The sequence below is a fragment of the Blautia sp. Marseille-P3087 genome (assembly GCF_900120195.1).
Lineage (GTDB): Bacteria > Bacillota > Clostridia > Lachnospirales > Lachnospiraceae > Blautia_A.
This window is the reverse complement of sequence record NZ_LT635539.1, coordinates 2,967,097-2,982,670: the sequence shown is the minus strand read 5'-3', so window position 1 is coordinate 2,982,670 and position 15,574 is coordinate 2,967,097. Positions and strand designations below refer to the sequence as shown.

The 15,574-nt window shown below is 44.7% G+C and carries 13 protein-coding genes, 3 tRNA genes, 1 rRNA gene, 1 pseudogene and 1 other annotated feature; of the genes and pseudogenes, 5 read left to right on the top strand and 13 right to left on the bottom strand.

From position 1 onward, the window contains the following. Positions 1-122: 122 nt before the first annotated feature. Positions 123-872 carry an adaptor protein MecA gene (locus BQ7344_RS14210; protein ID WP_072523062.1) on the top strand — a complete coding sequence of 250 codons (750 nt, stop codon included), beginning with the start codon at positions 123-125 and terminating at the stop codon, positions 870-872. Positions 873-992: 120 nt separating this feature from the next. Here BQ7344_RS14210 and BQ7344_RS14205 read toward each other — a convergent pair whose 3' ends face one another. Next, positions 993-1,193, bottom strand: coding sequence for a DUF1858 domain-containing protein (locus BQ7344_RS14205; protein WP_005427210.1), 201 nt, complete (start codon positions 1,191-1,193; stop codon positions 993-995). 201 nt (positions 1,194-1,394) lie between these two features. Between BQ7344_RS14205 and BQ7344_RS14200 the strand changes: the two genes are divergently transcribed. Continuing rightward, positions 1,395-1,568: a DUF362 domain-containing protein gene (locus BQ7344_RS14200; RefSeq protein WP_005427212.1), complete on the top strand. Its 174-nt coding sequence runs from the start codon at positions 1,395-1,397 to the stop codon at positions 1,566-1,568. Positions 1,569-1,626: 58 nt separating this feature from the next. Here BQ7344_RS14200 and BQ7344_RS14195 read toward each other — a convergent pair whose 3' ends face one another. The 7 genes from BQ7344_RS14195 to rpsF form a co-directional block, all read right to left on the bottom strand. Continuing rightward, on the bottom strand, positions 1,627-2,190 hold the full coding sequence (locus tag BQ7344_RS14195) for a MerR family transcriptional regulator (RefSeq protein WP_072523061.1): 564 nt from the start codon (positions 2,188-2,190) through the stop codon (positions 1,627-1,629). 145 nt (positions 2,191-2,335) lie between these two features. Beyond that, on the bottom strand, positions 2,336-3,664 hold the full coding sequence (gene dnaB, locus BQ7344_RS14190) for a replicative DNA helicase (protein WP_072523060.1): 1,329 nt from the start codon (positions 3,662-3,664) through the stop codon (positions 2,336-2,338). 19 nt (positions 3,665-3,683) lie between these two features. Beyond that, on the bottom strand, positions 3,684-4,130 hold the full coding sequence (gene rplI, locus BQ7344_RS14185) for a 50S ribosomal protein L9 (protein WP_072523059.1): 447 nt from the start codon (positions 4,128-4,130) through the stop codon (positions 3,684-3,686). Continuing rightward, entirely contained in the window at positions 4,127-6,181 is a 2,055-nt protein-coding gene (locus BQ7344_RS14180) for a DHH family phosphoesterase (protein WP_072523465.1), read from the bottom strand. Before BQ7344_RS14180 ends, rplI begins: the two co-directional genes overlap by 4 nt. 195 nt (positions 6,182-6,376) lie before the next feature. Then, the gene (gene rpsR / locus BQ7344_RS14175; protein ID WP_005427218.1) at positions 6,377-6,640 is read right to left on the bottom strand and encodes a 30S ribosomal protein S18; all 264 of its coding nucleotides are present in this window, start codon (positions 6,638-6,640) and stop codon (positions 6,377-6,379) included. Between the two features lie 46 nt (positions 6,641-6,686). After that, a complete protein-coding gene (locus tag BQ7344_RS14170; protein ID WP_072523058.1) occupies positions 6,687-7,145 on the bottom strand; it encodes a single-stranded DNA-binding protein in 459 nt (152 codons plus the stop codon). A 73-nt stretch (positions 7,146-7,218) separates the two neighbouring features. After that, a complete protein-coding gene (gene rpsF / locus BQ7344_RS14165) occupies positions 7,219-7,506 on the bottom strand; it encodes a 30S ribosomal protein S6 (protein ID WP_015541063.1) in 288 nt (95 codons plus the stop codon). A 286-nt stretch (positions 7,507-7,792) separates the two neighbouring features. Here rpsF and BQ7344_RS14160 point away from each other — a divergent pair, with 286 nt between their 5' ends. The 3 genes from BQ7344_RS14160 (at position 7,793) to BQ7344_RS14150 (ending at position 11,768) form a co-directional block, all read left to right on the top strand. Then, positions 7,793-9,082, top strand: a complete 1,290-nt coding sequence (locus tag BQ7344_RS14160) for an L-cysteine desulfidase family protein (RefSeq protein WP_072523057.1) — start codon at positions 7,793-7,795, stop codon at positions 9,080-9,082. Between the two features lie 37 nt (positions 9,083-9,119). Next, positions 9,120-10,340, top strand: coding sequence for a cation:dicarboxylate symporter family transporter (locus tag BQ7344_RS14155; RefSeq protein ID WP_072523056.1), 1,221 nt, complete (start codon positions 9,120-9,122; stop codon positions 10,338-10,340). A gap of 165 nt (positions 10,341-10,505) precedes the next feature. Then, positions 10,506-11,768: a dihydroorotase gene (locus BQ7344_RS14150; RefSeq protein WP_072523055.1), complete on the top strand. Its 1,263-nt coding sequence runs from the start codon at positions 10,506-10,508 to the stop codon at positions 11,766-11,768. A gap of 110 nt (positions 11,769-11,878) precedes the next feature. Here BQ7344_RS14150 and BQ7344_RS14145 read toward each other — a convergent pair. The 5 genes and pseudogenes from BQ7344_RS14145 to rrf form a co-directional block, all read right to left on the bottom strand. Next, positions 11,879-12,499 (bottom strand): annotated as a pseudogene (locus tag BQ7344_RS14145) (sulfate ABC transporter substrate-binding protein); the annotation flags it as partial. Positions 12,500-12,544: 45 nt separating this feature from the next. Next, positions 12,545-12,615: transfer RNA gene (locus BQ7344_RS14140), tRNA-Cys, on the bottom strand. Between the two features lie 26 nt (positions 12,616-12,641). Further along, positions 12,642-12,713: transfer RNA gene (locus BQ7344_RS14135), tRNA-Glu, on the bottom strand. A 12-nt stretch (positions 12,714-12,725) separates the two neighbouring features. Next, a tRNA-Asn gene (locus BQ7344_RS14130) sits at positions 12,726-12,798 on the bottom strand. Between the two features lie 81 nt (positions 12,799-12,879). Then, positions 12,880-15,557: a sequence feature (mutual gap in cmsearch alignment for this rRNA model is longer than 100), on the bottom strand. After that, a 5S ribosomal RNA gene (rrf, locus tag BQ7344_RS16995) occupies positions 14,571-14,688 on the bottom strand. It overlaps the preceding feature by 118 nt. Positions 15,558-15,574: the final 17 nt, after the last annotated feature.

Here is a 15,574-nt window from a genome sequence, read left to right as displayed (position 1 = left end):
CAAAAAATTCCCACTTTTTTTCTAAATATTTTATAAACAGGCAAATTGTATTTCTTTACATTCTGTAGGGTTGTGGTATATAATATTGCAGAGACAGGGGAACAAGAATAGGATGTGATAAAATGAAAATAGAAAAAATCAATGAAAACCAAATCCGTTGTACTTTAACCCGTGAGGATCTGGAAACACATCAGGTCAATCTCAAAGAACTTGCCTACGGCTCCGAGAAGGCCAAGAAGCTTTTCCGTGATATGATGCAGCAGGCACAGATGCAGTTTGGCTTTGAAGCTGACAATATTCCGCTGATGATCGAGGCGATCCCGGTCAATCTTGACAGCATCATCCTCATCATAACCAAAGTCGAAGATCCTGATGAACTGGATACACGTTTTTCCAAGTTTTCACCATATAAAGAAAATTCACCGGCTGAACCGCTTCAGCTTGACGGTGCTGATAACATCATCGATATTTTCCAGAAAATATGCGAAGCAAAAATGAAAGGCGGCTCTTCCCGTAAGCAGCCCACTACACAGAAAGACAGCCAGGAATCTCCGGATGCTTCTTCTGATACTCCGGATGTCAATCTGACACGTCTTTTCTGCTTTAACCAGCTTGATGATGTCATTGCTGCTGCTCATGGCCTTAACAATTTCTTTACCGGTCTCAACACACTGTACAAAGAAGGCAGGGAAGCTCGTTATCAGCTTGTTATCCATCAGTCTGATCACTCCCCTGAGGAGTTCAACAAAATCTGCAACATTCTTTCCGAGTACGGTAAGAGCAGGCCATTTTCGATTGCCGGTGAAGCGCATCTTAAAGAACACGGAGAACTGATTTCTGAAAATGCATTACAGCAGCTTACACAGCTCTGATTGATGCAATACCAAGACAAGACAAAGCGGAGGACGCGCCACCGGCGCCTCCTCGATATGCAATGCAACAAAAAGACTGGCAATCGCCAGTCTTTTTTCATTTAGAAAATCGGTTGAATATTATTCTCCAAGAAAGTCATTGATCTGCTGAACCAGTACATCGGCGTCCATTCCATGAACCATAGCAGCTTCTTCCAGTGATTCCATCTGTGAAGACGGACATCCGAGACAGTGCATACCTGCTCTCATAAGAATCGGTGCGATATTTGGATCTAAAGTAATCAACTGGCCAATCAGCATATCTTTTGTAACTTTTGCCATTATAATTTCCTCCTTTTCTTACGGAAAAAATATTTCTTAAATTTTCCGATATTTCTCATTATAATATAAAAGTTAGTAGGAATCAACCTTAAATATCGAATTTTGTTCACAAATTTATACTTGTAATCCCGATAGATATATATTAGAATAACGATATAGAACCTGTAAAGGTACTAACGAGAAAAAAGGAGGATATTAATAATGGCATATGTAATTTCTGACGAATGTGTAAGCTGTGGAACTTGTGCAGCTGAATGTCCAGCTGAAGCTATCTCTGAAGGTGCAGAGCATTTCGAAATCGATGCTGATGCATGCCTTGACTGTGGAACTTGTGCTGACGCCTGTCCAACAGAAGCAATCCATCCAGCTGAATAATTTCATTCATGGTAACGAAAAAGCTGCGGCATCTGCCGTAGCTTTTTTCTGTTCATTTTTATTTTCTCCCCACGCCATCCCAATGTTTGCTTTTTCCTTTTTTTTCGGATGCAGCCGCTGCTTCACGCCTTGCCATCTGCTGCCTCCGTATCGCAAAATCAAGTGAACGGCACCGCTCCTCATCCTCGTTCTGAGAACGTAATTCCTGTGCGATCAACCGCTCAAGAATCGTTTGAAATTCCAGTATTTTTTCATTATTGCATATTTCCGCTTTGGCGGTATCTGTACTCTGTTTTGTATCTGCACCTTCCTTTGCACTGCTCTGTCCCTCTTCCGATATATCCTCTGTAATACCTTCCAGCAACACTGCCCCACTTTCTGCGAACCCGCTCATGGATGCCGTGATCTGAGGAATCAGTTTTTTGATTGCACGAAGCTGCAGCCCCCGCCTCTTCAGTTCTTTTATATTCAGGAAAAGCTGAATATCATATCCAGTGTAATAACGGTGTCCCAGTTCATTTCTATGGATCTGAAGCTCCAGTTCTTCCTCCCAGTACCGCAGAACATAGGACTTAACGCCAGTCATCTCAACTGTCTGTCTGACTGTATAACGTGTCTCCATTTCACACCTCCTTATGAAATTCGCTACAATTTATTATAGACAGGATTTTTCTCAAATTCAATGAAAACAGTCCGACAAAAAAACAGCCATACACCATCGGAACTGTATAATTCCACGGTATATAGCTGTATTCAACACATATTATCTATTTTTTCATATTTACAAACTGCGTATACCGCGGCAGCCATACCAGTTCGATCGTACCAATCGGACCATTTCTCTGCTTTGCGATAATCACTTCCGCAATATCTTTCTTCTCGGTATCTTTATGATAATAGTCATCACGATACAGAAACATTACCACGTCGGCATCCTGCTCAATTGCTCCGGACTCACGGAGATCCGAAAGCATTGGACGGTGATCTGGTCTCTGCTCTACAGCACGGCTCAGCTGCGAAAGCGCAATGACCGGCACGCTCAGTTCTCTCGCAAGTGCCTTAAGCGAACGGGAAATATCAGAAATTTCCTGCTGACGGGAATCACTCTTTCCGCTTCCGCTCATCAGCTGAAGGTAGTCGATCATGATAATTCCGAGATTGTGTTCCAACTTGTATTTTCGACACTTCGAACGCATCTCTGCGATACTGATTCCCGGTGTGTCATCTATGATCAGATTGGAACGTCCGATGATATCCGCACCCTCTACAAGCTTTGTCCAGTCCTCATCTTTCAGATTACCGGTACGCATATTCTGAGAGTCTACATGGGATTCCATCGCCAGAAGACGATTCACCAGCTGTTCCTTTGACATTTCCAGACTGAAGATTGCTACCGTGACATTCTTACGAAATGCCATATACTGTGCAATATTCAAAACAAATGCCGTCTTTCCCATAGAGGGACGTGCTGCTATCAGTACCAGATCCGACGGATGCATTCCCGATGTCTTGTAATCCAGATCAATAAATCCAGTTGGAATACCGGTTACACTTCCTTTTAATTTTGATGCTTTTTCAATGTTATTGATCGCATTCAGGACGACCTGCTGAATCGGCACGTAGTCTCCGCCGATACTTCTCTGAAGAATATTGAAAAGCTTTTTCTCAGATTCTTCAAGAATCATCTCTGTGCTCTCTTTCTCAAGATAGCAGGTATTTGCCACATCCTCTGTTGCCCGGATCAGGCGACGGAGAAGCGCTTTTTCGCTTACGATATTGGCATAGTATTTTACGTTTGCCGAAGTCGGAACTGCCTCGATCAGCTCACGGACATATTCCATACTGCTGATATCCGGTGGCAGATCTTTTTCTTTCAGGCGGTTCTGCAGGGTAACCAGATCGACCGGCTTTCCCTCATTACAGAGCTCCACCATCGCGTCAAAAATAATTCCGTACTGATTCTGATAAAAATCATCACTTGTCAGAATTTCGGATGCAACCAGAATGGCATCCCTGTCAAGAAGCATGGCACCAATTACTGATTGTTCGGCCTCCAGACTGTGAGGTGGTATTCTTTTTATCAGTGCTTCTTCCATCGTGCCCACTCCTTATTTCTTATGCTTCTTTGATCCAGACTTTAAGGCTTCCGGTTACCTTAGGATGAAGTTTTACCGGAACCTGTGTCACACCAAGATTTCTGATCGGATTCGGAAGCTGCAGCTTCTTCTTGTCGATATCGAGACCAAGCTGTGTTTTGGCTGCTTCGGAGATTTCTTTGGAGGAAACAGAACCAAAGGTTCTTCCACCTTCTCCTACTTTCAGTGTCAGAATGATTTCTTTTGTTTCGAGGTCTTTTGCAAATGCCTGAGCTGCTTCGAGGTTTTCCTGTGCAACTTTTTCTGCATTGGCTTTCTGAAGTTTCAGATCGTTGAGGTTCTTCGGAGTAGCCTCCACACCAAGTTTTTTCGGTAAGATCATGTTTCTTGCATATCCGTCACTGACATTCACAATCTGTCCTTTTTTTCCCAGGGCTTTTACGTCTTCTAATAAAATTACTTTCATTTCTTTGTTTCTTCCTCCTGATACATCTCATCTATAATTTCTTTGATCATATCTTCGACTTCATCCATCGGGCGTCTGACCTGCGCACCGGCAATATTGATATGTCCGCCGCCGCCAAGCTTTTCCATCATAACCTGCACATTGACTTCATCGATCGCACGGGCACTGACGTAGACTTCTTTGTTATAAGGGGTCAGAACAAAAGATGCCTTCACTCCTGCAATATTCAGCAGTTCATTGGCAGCCTGTGCACCGACAACCGTAGGACTTTCCAGACCTTTGCTCGGGCACTGTGCGATAGCAAAACATCCACGGTAGATTTCTGCAGTACGTACTGCCTCCGCTCTTGCTTTATAGGAATCAATATTATCACGTAGCATTTTACGGACACGTGTCATATCCGCACCGGAGCGTCTCAGGAAAGCAGCCGCCTCAAAAGTCCGCACACCTGCTCTTGTGATAAAGTTATTTGTGTCAATCATAATTCCCGCATACAGACAGTCTGCTTCAATATTTCTCAGACGGAGATCATCTGAAAAATACTGCAGAATCTCAGCAACCATCTCACACGTAGAAGATGCATACGGCTCCACATAGGAAAGTACGGCATTCTGAATGACTTCATTTCCCCTGCGATGATGATCCAGCACAACGATTGTCTTTGTCAGATACAGTAAATCTTCACACTCTGTATAACTCGGTTTGTTCGTATCAACAACGACAACAACCGTATTGTCATCGACCAGATCAATTGCCTGATTACGATCAATAAACATGGACGGTTCATAGTCCGGATTGTTCATATATCCTGCCATCAACGGACGAATCGAAGTAGACGGATCATTGACAACTATGTGTACCGGTTTACCAAGTGTCTTTCCAGCACGGTAAATACCAATAGCAGCTCCGAGCGCATCAACATCCGTAATCTTGTGCCCCATGACCACAACACGCTCTTTGGTACTCATAAATTCCTTGAGTGCCTGTGCCTTTACTCTGGCTTTGACTCTGGTAGTCTTTTCCATCTGCTGTGCTTTACCGCCGTAATAAGTAATCTTCTCACCATTCTTGATAACAACCTGGTCGCCACCGCGTCCAAGTGCCATCTCGATCGCAATACGTGAATACTCATAATCCTGAAGATAAGTCGGGGCATTCAGTCCGATACCGATACTTAACGTCACCGTCATTTCATTACCGATATTCACTGTCTTTACCTCTTCAAGGATATGGAACTTCTGTTCTTTCAGAGCTTCAAGCGAACTCTGTCTCATTATCAGGAAATATTTATCTTTTTCCAGTTTGCGGACAAGTCCGTCATAATTAGAAAAATATTTCGTGATCTTACGGTCGATCAGTGCGATCAAAAGAGAGCGCCTTACATCTTCAACACTTTCCAGTGCTTCTTCGTAATTATCGAGGTAAGCCAGCGCAACTACCAGCTTATTGTCCTCATTTGCCTGAATATACTCTTTCAACTCTGTCTCATCGTAGAGATACATCGCGATAAGACTGGCTGTATCCGGAATGTCCATCAAAAGTTTTGATGGAACAACGGATTCACCGAGCTTCACTTTCTGCATGGAGATCCGGTAAATTCGGTCTCCAAACTGTGTACTGAGCTCTGTGATGTCTTGACCGTCCTTTCCCGGAAGCTTGTCTGCTGTAATATCAGGAAAAATCGTACAGACATTTTTACGATAGAAGGAATCTTTCCCCGTCAGCTGGGCAAACATTCTGTTAGACCAGATCATCCTTCCCTGTATATCCATCACTGCATATGGAAGCGCCAGTTCCTCAAGAACACGTTTCTCAAGAAACTCATACTGGCTGGCAAAAGCAATCAGATCATTGAATAACAGTGGTCTGTGATAAAGCAAAAGTGCAACTGCTGCCACAAGATAGAGGATATTGCCCATAGTGACAACTACACCAGCTTTTATGTTGATCACGTATACCAGAATATTCAATGCAATCAGCAGAACGGATAAATACAATGGCCAGCGGGCTAAATGCTTCAGGTGACCTTTTAATTTTAATTTTCCACTCATAACACTCTTTACCATTCTTTTTCTTATTCTTTACAACGATGCTGCCTTCTATTATAGCAGATTCACAGAGACTTTACCATAAAATTGTAAAGAAAACAGCTTCGGTGTCTTTTTTCAGAAAAAAAACGCTGCCACCCTCCAGACAGATTTCCGTCTTTTGGGTGACAGCAACTCATATACGCTATATCGATCAGATTAGTCCTGAACGTATGGCATCATGGACAGATGACGTGCTCTCTTAACAGCAACGGTCAGAGCTCTCTGATGTTTTGCACAGTTTCCTGTAATTCTTCTCGGAAGGATTTTACCTCTTTCAGAAACATATTTTCTGAGTTTTGCTACATCCTTGTAATCGATTTCATTGTTTTCTTTACCGCAGAATACACAAACTTTTTTTCTTCTGCGTCCGCCTCTTCTCTTCATTGGAGAGTCCGGTCTTTCGCCTCTATTGTAAGCCATGATGGTTTCCTCCTGTTCATATTTTCTTTCAGTTTAAATTAAGAGCTTAGTTAAATGGAAGCTCCTCGTCGATTCCATCCGGAATGTTCATAAAGCCATCTGCGCTTGCTGCTCCCGGGCTCGGCATTGACGGAGCCGGTGCTGCACTCTGCTGAGGATGTGATGCTGCATAGCTGTCACTGGATGCTTTGCTTTCTGCAAATTCCTGTTCCTCAACGACAACTTCTGTCGTATAGACTTTCTGACCTTCTCTGTTTGTGTAGCTACCTGTCTGAATACGACCGCTGACTACAATACGGATTCCCTGATGGAAATATTTCTCTGCAAATTCCGCGCCACGTCCGAAAACAACACAACTGATAAAATCAGCAGTAGCTTCTCCGTCACGGCGAAATCTTCTGTCGACTGCCAATGTGTATCTTGCAATTGCCAGTGCATTTTCTCCTGCGGAATATCTTACCTCAGGATCTCTTGTTAAGCGTCCCATTAAAATTACTTTGTTCATTGTTATACCTCTTTCTTCTTAGTGAGTGAACGGGTTTCTTAATGGTGCTTTCTAAAATCCATCTGTAAAAAGATTATGCGTCTTTACGAACGACTAAGTATCTTAATACGTTGTCCATGATACGTACATGTCTTTCTACTTCGGCCGGACACTGTGCGTCTGCTTCAAACTGAATGAAATAGTAGAAGCCTTCATGCATTTTCTGAATTTCGTAAGCTAATTTCTTCTTACCCCATTCTTCTACTTCTGTGACGTTTCCGTTGTAACGAGCGATGTAGCCTTTTGCTTTCTCTACTACTGCATCACGAACTTCGTCTTCAACTTTTGCGCTCACAACTAATGCTAATTCGTACTTGTTCATGCTTTCTTACCTCCTTGTGGTCTTTATGGCCCTCTGCCTGTACAGAGAGCAAGGATATGAAAATATATCACACAGTTGGTTATTCTAACATATGAATTTGCAAATGTAAAGTGCTTTTTGTCGAACATTTCACTTTTTATGAAAATAGTCCTTTTCCCTGAATACATACTTGTTAAATCATATTTATTTTTTGTTATTTTGCATAATACATTGTAATATTTTTCAAAACAGGATATACTGATTGCACAAACGCTAATTGCGTATTAAAGGGAAAGGAGACCCACTAATGGACTCTGCATTATATGAAAACTATCTGAACATCCTGAAACAGGAGCTGGTACCTGCACTCGGATGTACAGAACCGATTGCCATTGCTTATGCAGCGGCAAAAGCTCGCCAGATTCTCGGAGAATTTCCTGATACGGTAGAAATGCTTCTGAGTGGAAACATCATTAAGAATGTTAAAGGTGTTACTGTTCCGAATTCCGGCGGACTTAAAGGAATTGACGTTGCAGCTATTCTCGGCATCGTCGGTGGAAATGCTGACAAAGCTCTGGAAGTACTCAGTGAAGTAACGCCCAAAGACATTGCCCTCACGAAAGAACTGATTGCAAAGAACGTCTGTTCCTGCTCTCTGGTTCAGAATGTAGACAACCTCTACATCACAGCCAAAGTGATCAAAGGCGGACATTACGCTTCTGTCACAATCGAGCATCAACACACCAACGTCACCCATATCGAAAAAAACGGTGAAGTAATTCTGGATAATCCATACAGATCTGACAATATTACTACTGTGGATAAATCCAAACTGGCAGTCAAAGACATCCTTGATTTTGCCGATCAGGTAAAAATAGAAGATGTACAGCCGATTCTGGATCGTCAGATCAAACTGAACTCCGCCATCTCTCAGGAGGGACTGGACAATAACTATGGCGCGCAGATCGGAAAAACGCTCATGCATGTCTGGGGCAAAAGTGTAACGACCAGAGCATGTGCAAGGGCTGCTGCCGGAAGTGATGCCCGTATGGGCGGCTGTTCCATGCCGGTTGTAATCAACTCCGGAAGTGGAAATCAGGGAATGACCGTATCTCTCCCTGTTATTGTTTTTGCTGAAGAATGGGAAGTTTCCCATGAGAAACTCTGTCGTTCTCTCGTTGTCAGCAATCTGATCGCCATCCATCAGAAATATTATATAGGAAGTCTTTCTGCTTACTGTGGTGCCGTCAGTGCAGCGTGCGGTGCCGGTGCAGGAATCACCTATATGTATGGCGGTACTTACCAGCAGGTATCCCTGACGATCATAAACACCCTCGGAAACGTCGGTGGAATTGTATGTGACGGTGCCAAACCATCCTGCGCCGCAAAGATCGCCTCTTCTGTCGATGCCGCTCTGATGGCTTTCCAGCTCAGCATTCAGAACAAGAGCTTTCTTCCGGGCGAGGGAATCATCAAAGACGATATCGAAGAAACCATCAAAAGTATGGGATATATCGGACGCGTCGGCATGCGCCTCACCGATACGGAAATTCTCAATGTCATGATCGACCAGGCTGATATCAATCAGGACTGTTGATCTTATATTTATATCTTTTTACAGGGGGACTACTTAAATGAAAAAAAATAATTTCTTTACAAGCCTACCTTTTAAACTGTTAGTCGGTGTTATCATCGGCATCATTGCAGGTATCATTTTAAACAAAACAGACGGTGCTTCGCTGACTGTTGCAATTCTGAATATCGTTGTTACAGTGAAATATGTTCTCGGTCAGCTGATCAACTTCTGTGTACCACTAATCATCATCGGATTTATTGCACCATCTATCACAAAGCTCGGCAACAACGCCTCCCGTATGCTGGGTGTTGCTCTTGTGCTTGCTTATGCATCTTCTATCGGTGCAGCTCTTTTTTCCACAGGTGCAGGATATATACTTATCCCACATCTCTCCATTGTTACTGATGTAGAAGGGCTTAAGACACTTCCGGAAGTCGTATTCGAACTTTCCATTCCACAGATCATGTCCGTTATGAGTGCTCTGGTATTTTCTATCATGGTAGGTCTGGCTGCTACATGGAATCAGACAAAGCTGATCACCGGTGTACTGGATGAATTCCAGAAAATCGTGCTTTCCATCGTATCCAAGATCATTATTCCGATTCTTCCGTTCTTTATCGCACTTACTTTCTGCGGACTTGCTTACGAAGGATCTATTACCAAACAGCTTCCTGTATTCCTTCAGGTTATCGTAATCGTACTGATTGGTCACTTTATCTGGATGGCACTGCTCTATTTCCTTGCTGGCGTATATTCACATGAAAACCCGATGGAAGTTGTTCGCCACTATGGACCGGCTTATCTGACTGCAGTAGGAACCATGTCCTCTGCTGCTACTCTTGCAGTCGCTCTTCAGTGTGCAGGCAAAGCAAAACCACTTCGTAAAGATATGGTACAGTTTGGTATTCCTCTTTTTGCCAACATCCATCTCTGCGGATCTGTTCTTACTGAAGTATTTTTTGTTATGACTATTTCAAAGATCCTGTATGGCTCTATCCCGGCACCTGGCACCATGATTCTTTTCTGCCTGCTGCTCGGAATCTTCGCACTCGGAGCACCTGGTGTTCCGGGAGGAACTGTTATGGCATCCCTCGGACTTATTACCGGTGTTCTCGGTTTCAACGAAACAGGTACTGCTCTTATGCTGACGATCTTTGCCCTTCAGGACAGCTTTGGTACAGCATGTAACGTTACCGGAGATGGTGCTCTCACCCTTATCCTCACCGGATACGCCAAGAGACACAATATTAAAGAACAGAATATCAGCGTAGATTTATAAATTCATATTCTGTCTATTAAACTACTTATTTTACTGCGAATATACAACCGGAGGATTTTGTCAGCTTGACAAAGTTCTCCGGTTTCTTCTATACTGAATTTAATTTAGTGACAGTAAGCAAAAGAACTGGAAATATCCTCTTGCACTGTCAGAAGGGAGAAAACTATGCTTCTTAAAAATGGTCATCTTATTGATCCTGCTACTCGAACCGCCGCACCTCTGGACATCCGTATTACAAACGGTATTATCACTGAACTTGCCCCAGACCTTGCTCCGCAGAATGAAGAAGAAATTCTTGACCTTTCAGGACTGACTGTAGCTCCGGGATTAGTCGATACACATGTGCATTTTCGTGATCCGGGACTCACTTACAAAGAAGATATCCATACCGGGTCGCTTGCAGCTGCAAAGGGTGGATTTACCTCTGTCATCTGTATGGCAAATACAAAGCCTACCGTAGACTCTGTTGATACTCTGAAAGATATTCTGGAGCGCGCACAGAAAGAAGATATACATATCTATCAGACTGCTTCTGTCTCCTACAGTCTGAATGGTGAAAAAATGACTGATTTCGATGCACTTGCCAATGCAGGCGCCTGTGGATTCACCGATGATGGTATTCCGCTTCTCGACGCGGTATTCTGTTATCAGGCAATGCAAAAGGCTGCTGCACTTCATATGCCAATCAGCCTTCACGAAGAGGACAAAGCCTTTATCACCAATAACGGCATCAATGCCGGAAAAACCGCTGAAAAACTTGATGTCATCGGTTCTCCTGCCATTGCTGAAGAAGTTATGGTAGCACGTGATTGTATGCTTGCGCTTCGAAGCGGCGCTGCTGTCGTGATTCAACATATCAGCTCCGCAAACTCCGTTGAACTTGTCCGTACAGCAAAAAAACTCGGTGCTGACATCCACGCAGAAGCAACGCCTCATCATTTTACTTTAACAGAAGAGGCACTTCTAAAACATGGCACCCTTGCAAAAATGAATCCACCGCTTCGTGCAGAAAAAGATCGTCTGGCGATCATTGAAGGACTGAAAGATGGCACGATTGACCTGATTGCTACTGATCATGCTCCTCACAGTATGGAAGAAAAAGCAAAACCGCTTACAGAAGCTCCGAGCGGTATCACAGGACTTGAAACCTCCCTCGGCCTCGGTATTACTTCCCTTGTAAAAGAAGGGCATCTAACCCTGATGGAACTTCTGGAAAAAATGACCTGTAATCCTGCAATGCTCTATCGTCTGCCAGGCGGAATTATCCAGTTAAATGCTCCGGCTGATTTTGTAATCTTTGATCCAAACGAAAAATGGACTGTCACTGATTTTGCTTCCAAGGCTTCCAACAGCCCGTTTAAGGGATCTGAGCTTTACGGAAAGATCCACTACACGATCTGTGGTGGAAAAATTATTTATCGCGGATAAAGTGTGTGTATAACTTTACAAATCAGCGCCTCCTCGATATGCAATGCAAAGAGCCCTCTCCAGCGCAGTAATCTTATAGTCCTGCCGGGGAGGGCTCTTATTTTTATTTCTTATTCTTCATAAATCTGGTCAAACACACCACCATCCGCAAAATGTGTTTCCTGCGCTTTTGTCCATCCTCCAAAATCGTCAATCGTCACAAGATTTACATTCAGATCAAATGTGTCTGCATACTCTTTCAAAATATCTTCATTAGACGGACGATAATAGTTATCTCCTGCGATTCTCTGAGCTTCATTGGAATAAAGATAATTCAGATATTCTGTTGCCGTCTCTCGAGTTCCCTTTTTATCTACTACAGAATCTACAATTGCTACGGATGGCTGTGCCAGAATACTGATACTCGGTGTCACAATTTCGTAATCATCCGGATAATCTTTTACAGAAAGGTAAGCTTCGTTTTCCCATGCAATCAGAACATCACCCTGTCCGTTTTCTACAAAAGAAGTCGTTGCGCCTCTTGCACCGGAATCCAGTACAAGTACGTTTGCATAAAGTTTCTTGATAAAGTCTTTGATCTTGTCTTCGTCGCCATCAAACTTTTTATCCGCATACGCCCATGCCGCCAGATAATTCCATCTTGCTCCGCCGGACGTTTTCGGATTCAGTGTGATAACTCCGACATCTTCTTTGATCAAATCATCCCAGTCCTTGATCCCCTTTGGATTTCCTTAATGCAAAAAAAAATCCAGAATACTGAATTCTGGATTTTGTAGAGGTGCCACCCGGATTTGAACCGGGGATAGAGGTGTTGCAGACCTTTGCCTTACCACTTGGCTATGGCACCATATTTAATTATTCCATTTAAGGAAATGACTCCAAGGGGATTTGAACCCCTGTTACCGCCGTGAAAGGGCGGTGTCTTAACCGCTTGACCATGGAGCCAGATATAAAAAGCTCCCCCTGTTGGACTCGAACCAACGACACTGCGGTTAACAGCCGCATGCTCTACCGACTGAGCTAAGGAGGATTATATTACTTAGAAGATATATCATATCTTCAAAACCACATACATGTCGACTAAGCAATCGATTATCTTAACCATGCTTACTTTGGTCAAGCCCTCACCCTATTAGTAGCAGTCAGCTCCATGTGTTACCACACTTCCACCCCTGCCCTATCAACCTCGTCGTCTTCAAGGGGGTTTACTCCTTTCGGATGGGATATCTCATCTTGAGGGGGGCTTCACGCTTAGATGCCTTCAGCGTTTATCCCTTCCGGGCTTGGCTACCCGGCTATAGACTTGGCAGTCTAACCGGTGCACCAGCGGCCCGTCCATCCCGGTCCTCTCGTACTAAGGACAGCTCCTCTCAGATATCCTACGCCCACGCCGGATAGGGACCGAACTGTCTCACGACGTTCTGAACCCAGCTCGCGTACCGCTTTAATGGGCGAACAGCCCAACCCTTGGGACCTACTACAGCCCCAGGATGCGATGAGCCGACATCGAGGTGCCAAACCACTCCGTCGATGTGAACTCTTGGGAGTGATAAGCCTGTTATCCCCAGGGTAGCTTTTATCCGTTGAGCGATGGCATTCCCACTTAATACCACCGGATCACTAAGCCCTACTTTCGTACCTGCTCCACCCGTCGGTGTCGCAGTCAAGCTCCCTTCTGCCTTTGCACTCTTTGGATGGTTTCCGTCCATCCTGAGGGAACCTTTGGGCGCCTCCGATACCCTTTCGGAGGCGACCGCCCCAGTCAAACTCCCCGTCTGGCATTGTCCCACCGCCGGGTCACGGCGGCTGGTTAGAAACCCAATACTGCAAGGGTGGTATCCCAACAGCGGCTCCATGGCAACTGGCGTTACCATTTCATAGCCTCCCACCTATCCTGTACATGCAGTACCGGATCCCAGTACCAAACTGGAGTAAAGCTCCATGGGGTCTTTCCGTCCTGGCGCAGGTAACCAGCATCTTCACTGGTACTTCAATTTCACCGGATGCATTGTCGAGACAGCGCTCAAATCATTACGCCTTTCGTGCGGGTCGGAACTTACCCGACAAGGAATTTCGCTACCTTAGGACCGTTATAGTTACGGCCGCCGTTTACTGGGGCTTAAATTCAAAGCTTCGCTTGCGCTAACCTCTCCTCTTAACCTTCCAGCACCGGGCAGGCGTCAGCCCATATACCTCACCTTACGGTTTCGCATAGACCTGTGTTTTTGCTAAACAGTTGCTTNCCCCAGATCGCACGCGACCTGGTTTAGGCTCTTCCGCGTTCGCTCGCCGCTACTTACGGAATCGAGTTTTCTTTCTTTTCCTCCGGGTACTTAGATGTTTCAGTTCCCCGGGTTCCCCTCCATACGTTATGGATTGGCGTATGGATACATGAGGTTTGCTCATGTGGGTTTCCCCATTCAGAGATCTCCGGATCAATGGATATTTGCTCCTCCCCGAAGCTTATCGCAGCTTATCACGTCTTTCTTCGGCCCTTAGTGCCAAGGCATCCGCCCTGTGCCCTTTCTGCTTGACCATTTGCTTCTGATACCCTAGCGTAGGTATCAGCGGTCTTTGATTCTCGTTGCTTTTGATAAATAAATTTATCGATGTCTTCCTATCTTACGTTTGTATATCAAGGATATTTGATTAGTTAATCAAATTTACATGTATGCAGTTTTCAAGGTACGATGTTGACTGAATTTTTATCAGTCATATAAGAGGAAAAATCTTTTTCTTCTTATATCACTGGTAAAACCAGCTTCTATATTCATCAGACACCTGTCTGTTGTTTTTTTCTTAATCTGGCGGCCACCTGCTCTCCCACACCGTCTCCAGTGCAGTACCATCGGCCGCTTGCGTCTTAACCGTCGTGTTCGGGATGGGAACGGGTGTTTCCCACAAGCGCATCGCCACCAGAAAAGTAGAGTACTTAATGAGTACAAGGTTTACCGCCGTACGAATTTAGTACGAACTTTGTTCGGAGGAACTTAATGAGAGGACATCTTTGATGTCATCGAATTTAGTGAACCGAACTTCCTTGTATCTCTANACCTGGACATGGATAGATCACCCGGTTTCGGGTCTGCCCACACTGACTCTGGCCCTATTAAGACTTGGTTTCCCTACGGCTCCGGACCTTGAGTCCTTAACCTTGCCAGTGTGCGCAACTCGCCGGACCGTTCTACAAAAAGTACGCGGTTGTGCTCATATGGCACTCCCACAGCTTGTAGACACAGGGTTTCAGGTTCTCTTTCACTCCCCTCCCGGGGTCCTTTTCACCTTTCCTTCACAGTACTATGCGCTATCGGTCACTAAGTGGTATTTAGCCTTAGGGGGTGGTCCCCCTTACTTCCCGCAGGGTTTCTCGTGTCCCGCGGTACTCTGGATCCTGCTCAGTCTGCTCTGTTTTCGTGTACGGGGCTTTCACCCTCTCTGGCCGGCTTTCCCAAAACCGTTCTACTAACATTACAGAATCTTAAATGCAGTCCGTAACCCCAGATCGCACGCGACCTGGTTTAGGCTCTTCCGCGTTCGCTCGCCGCTACTTACGGAATCGAGTTTTCTTTCTTTTCCTCCGGGTACTTAGATGTTTCAGTTCCCCGGGTTCCCCTCCATACGTTATGGATTGGCGTATGGATACATGAGGTTTGCTCATGTGGGTTTCCCCATTCAGAGATCTCCGGATCAATGGATATTTGCTCCTCCCCGAAGCTTATCGCAGCTTATCACGTCTTTCTTCGGCCCTTAGTGCCAAGGCATCCGCCCTGTGCCCTTTCTGCTTGACCATTTGCTTCTGATACCCT

Excerpts from the sequence above, each read along its gene's own strand:
- BQ7344_RS14205 (WP_005427210.1), bottom strand. The coding sequence starts at position 1,193 with ATGGCAAAAGTTACAAAAGATATGCTGATTGGCCAGTTGATTACTTTA.
- BQ7344_RS14200 (WP_005427212.1), top strand. The coding sequence starts at position 1,395 with ATGGCATATGTAATTTCTGACGAATGTGTAAGCTGTGGAACTTGTGCA.
- rplI (WP_072523059.1), bottom strand. The coding sequence starts at position 4,130 with ATGAAAGTAATTTTATTAGAAGACGTAAAAGCCCTGGGAAAAAAAGGA.
- BQ7344_RS14180 (WP_072523465.1), bottom strand. The coding sequence starts at position 6,181 with ATGAGTGGAAAATTAAAATTAAAAGGTCACCTGAAGCATTTAGCCCGC.
- BQ7344_RS14210 (WP_072523062.1), top strand. The coding sequence starts at position 123 with ATGAAAATAGAAAAAATCAATGAAAACCAAATCCGTTGTACTTTAACC.
- BQ7344_RS14155 (WP_072523056.1), top strand. The coding sequence starts at position 9,120 with ATGAAAAAAAATAATTTCTTTACAAGCCTACCTTTTAAACTGTTAGTC.
- BQ7344_RS14160 (WP_072523057.1), top strand. The coding sequence starts at position 7,793 with ATGGACTCTGCATTATATGAAAACTATCTGAACATCCTGAAACAGGAG.
- rpsR (WP_005427218.1), bottom strand. The coding sequence starts at position 6,640 with ATGGCTTACAATAGAGGCGAAAGACCGGACTCTCCAATGAAGAGAAGA.
- BQ7344_RS14170 (WP_072523058.1), bottom strand. The coding sequence starts at position 7,145 with ATGAACAAAGTAATTTTAATGGGACGCTTAACAAGAGATCCTGAGGTA.
- dnaB (WP_072523060.1), bottom strand. The coding sequence starts at position 3,664 with ATGGAAGAAGCACTGATAAAAAGAATACCACCTCACAGTCTGGAGGCC.
- BQ7344_RS14150 (WP_072523055.1), top strand. The coding sequence starts at position 10,506 with ATGCTTCTTAAAAATGGTCATCTTATTGATCCTGCTACTCGAACCGCC.
- BQ7344_RS14195 (WP_072523061.1), bottom strand. The coding sequence starts at position 2,190 with ATGGAGACACGTTATACAGTCAGACAGACAGTTGAGATGACTGGCGTT.
- rpsF (WP_015541063.1), bottom strand. The coding sequence starts at position 7,506 with ATGAACAAGTACGAATTAGCATTAGTTGTGAGCGCAAAAGTTGAAGAC.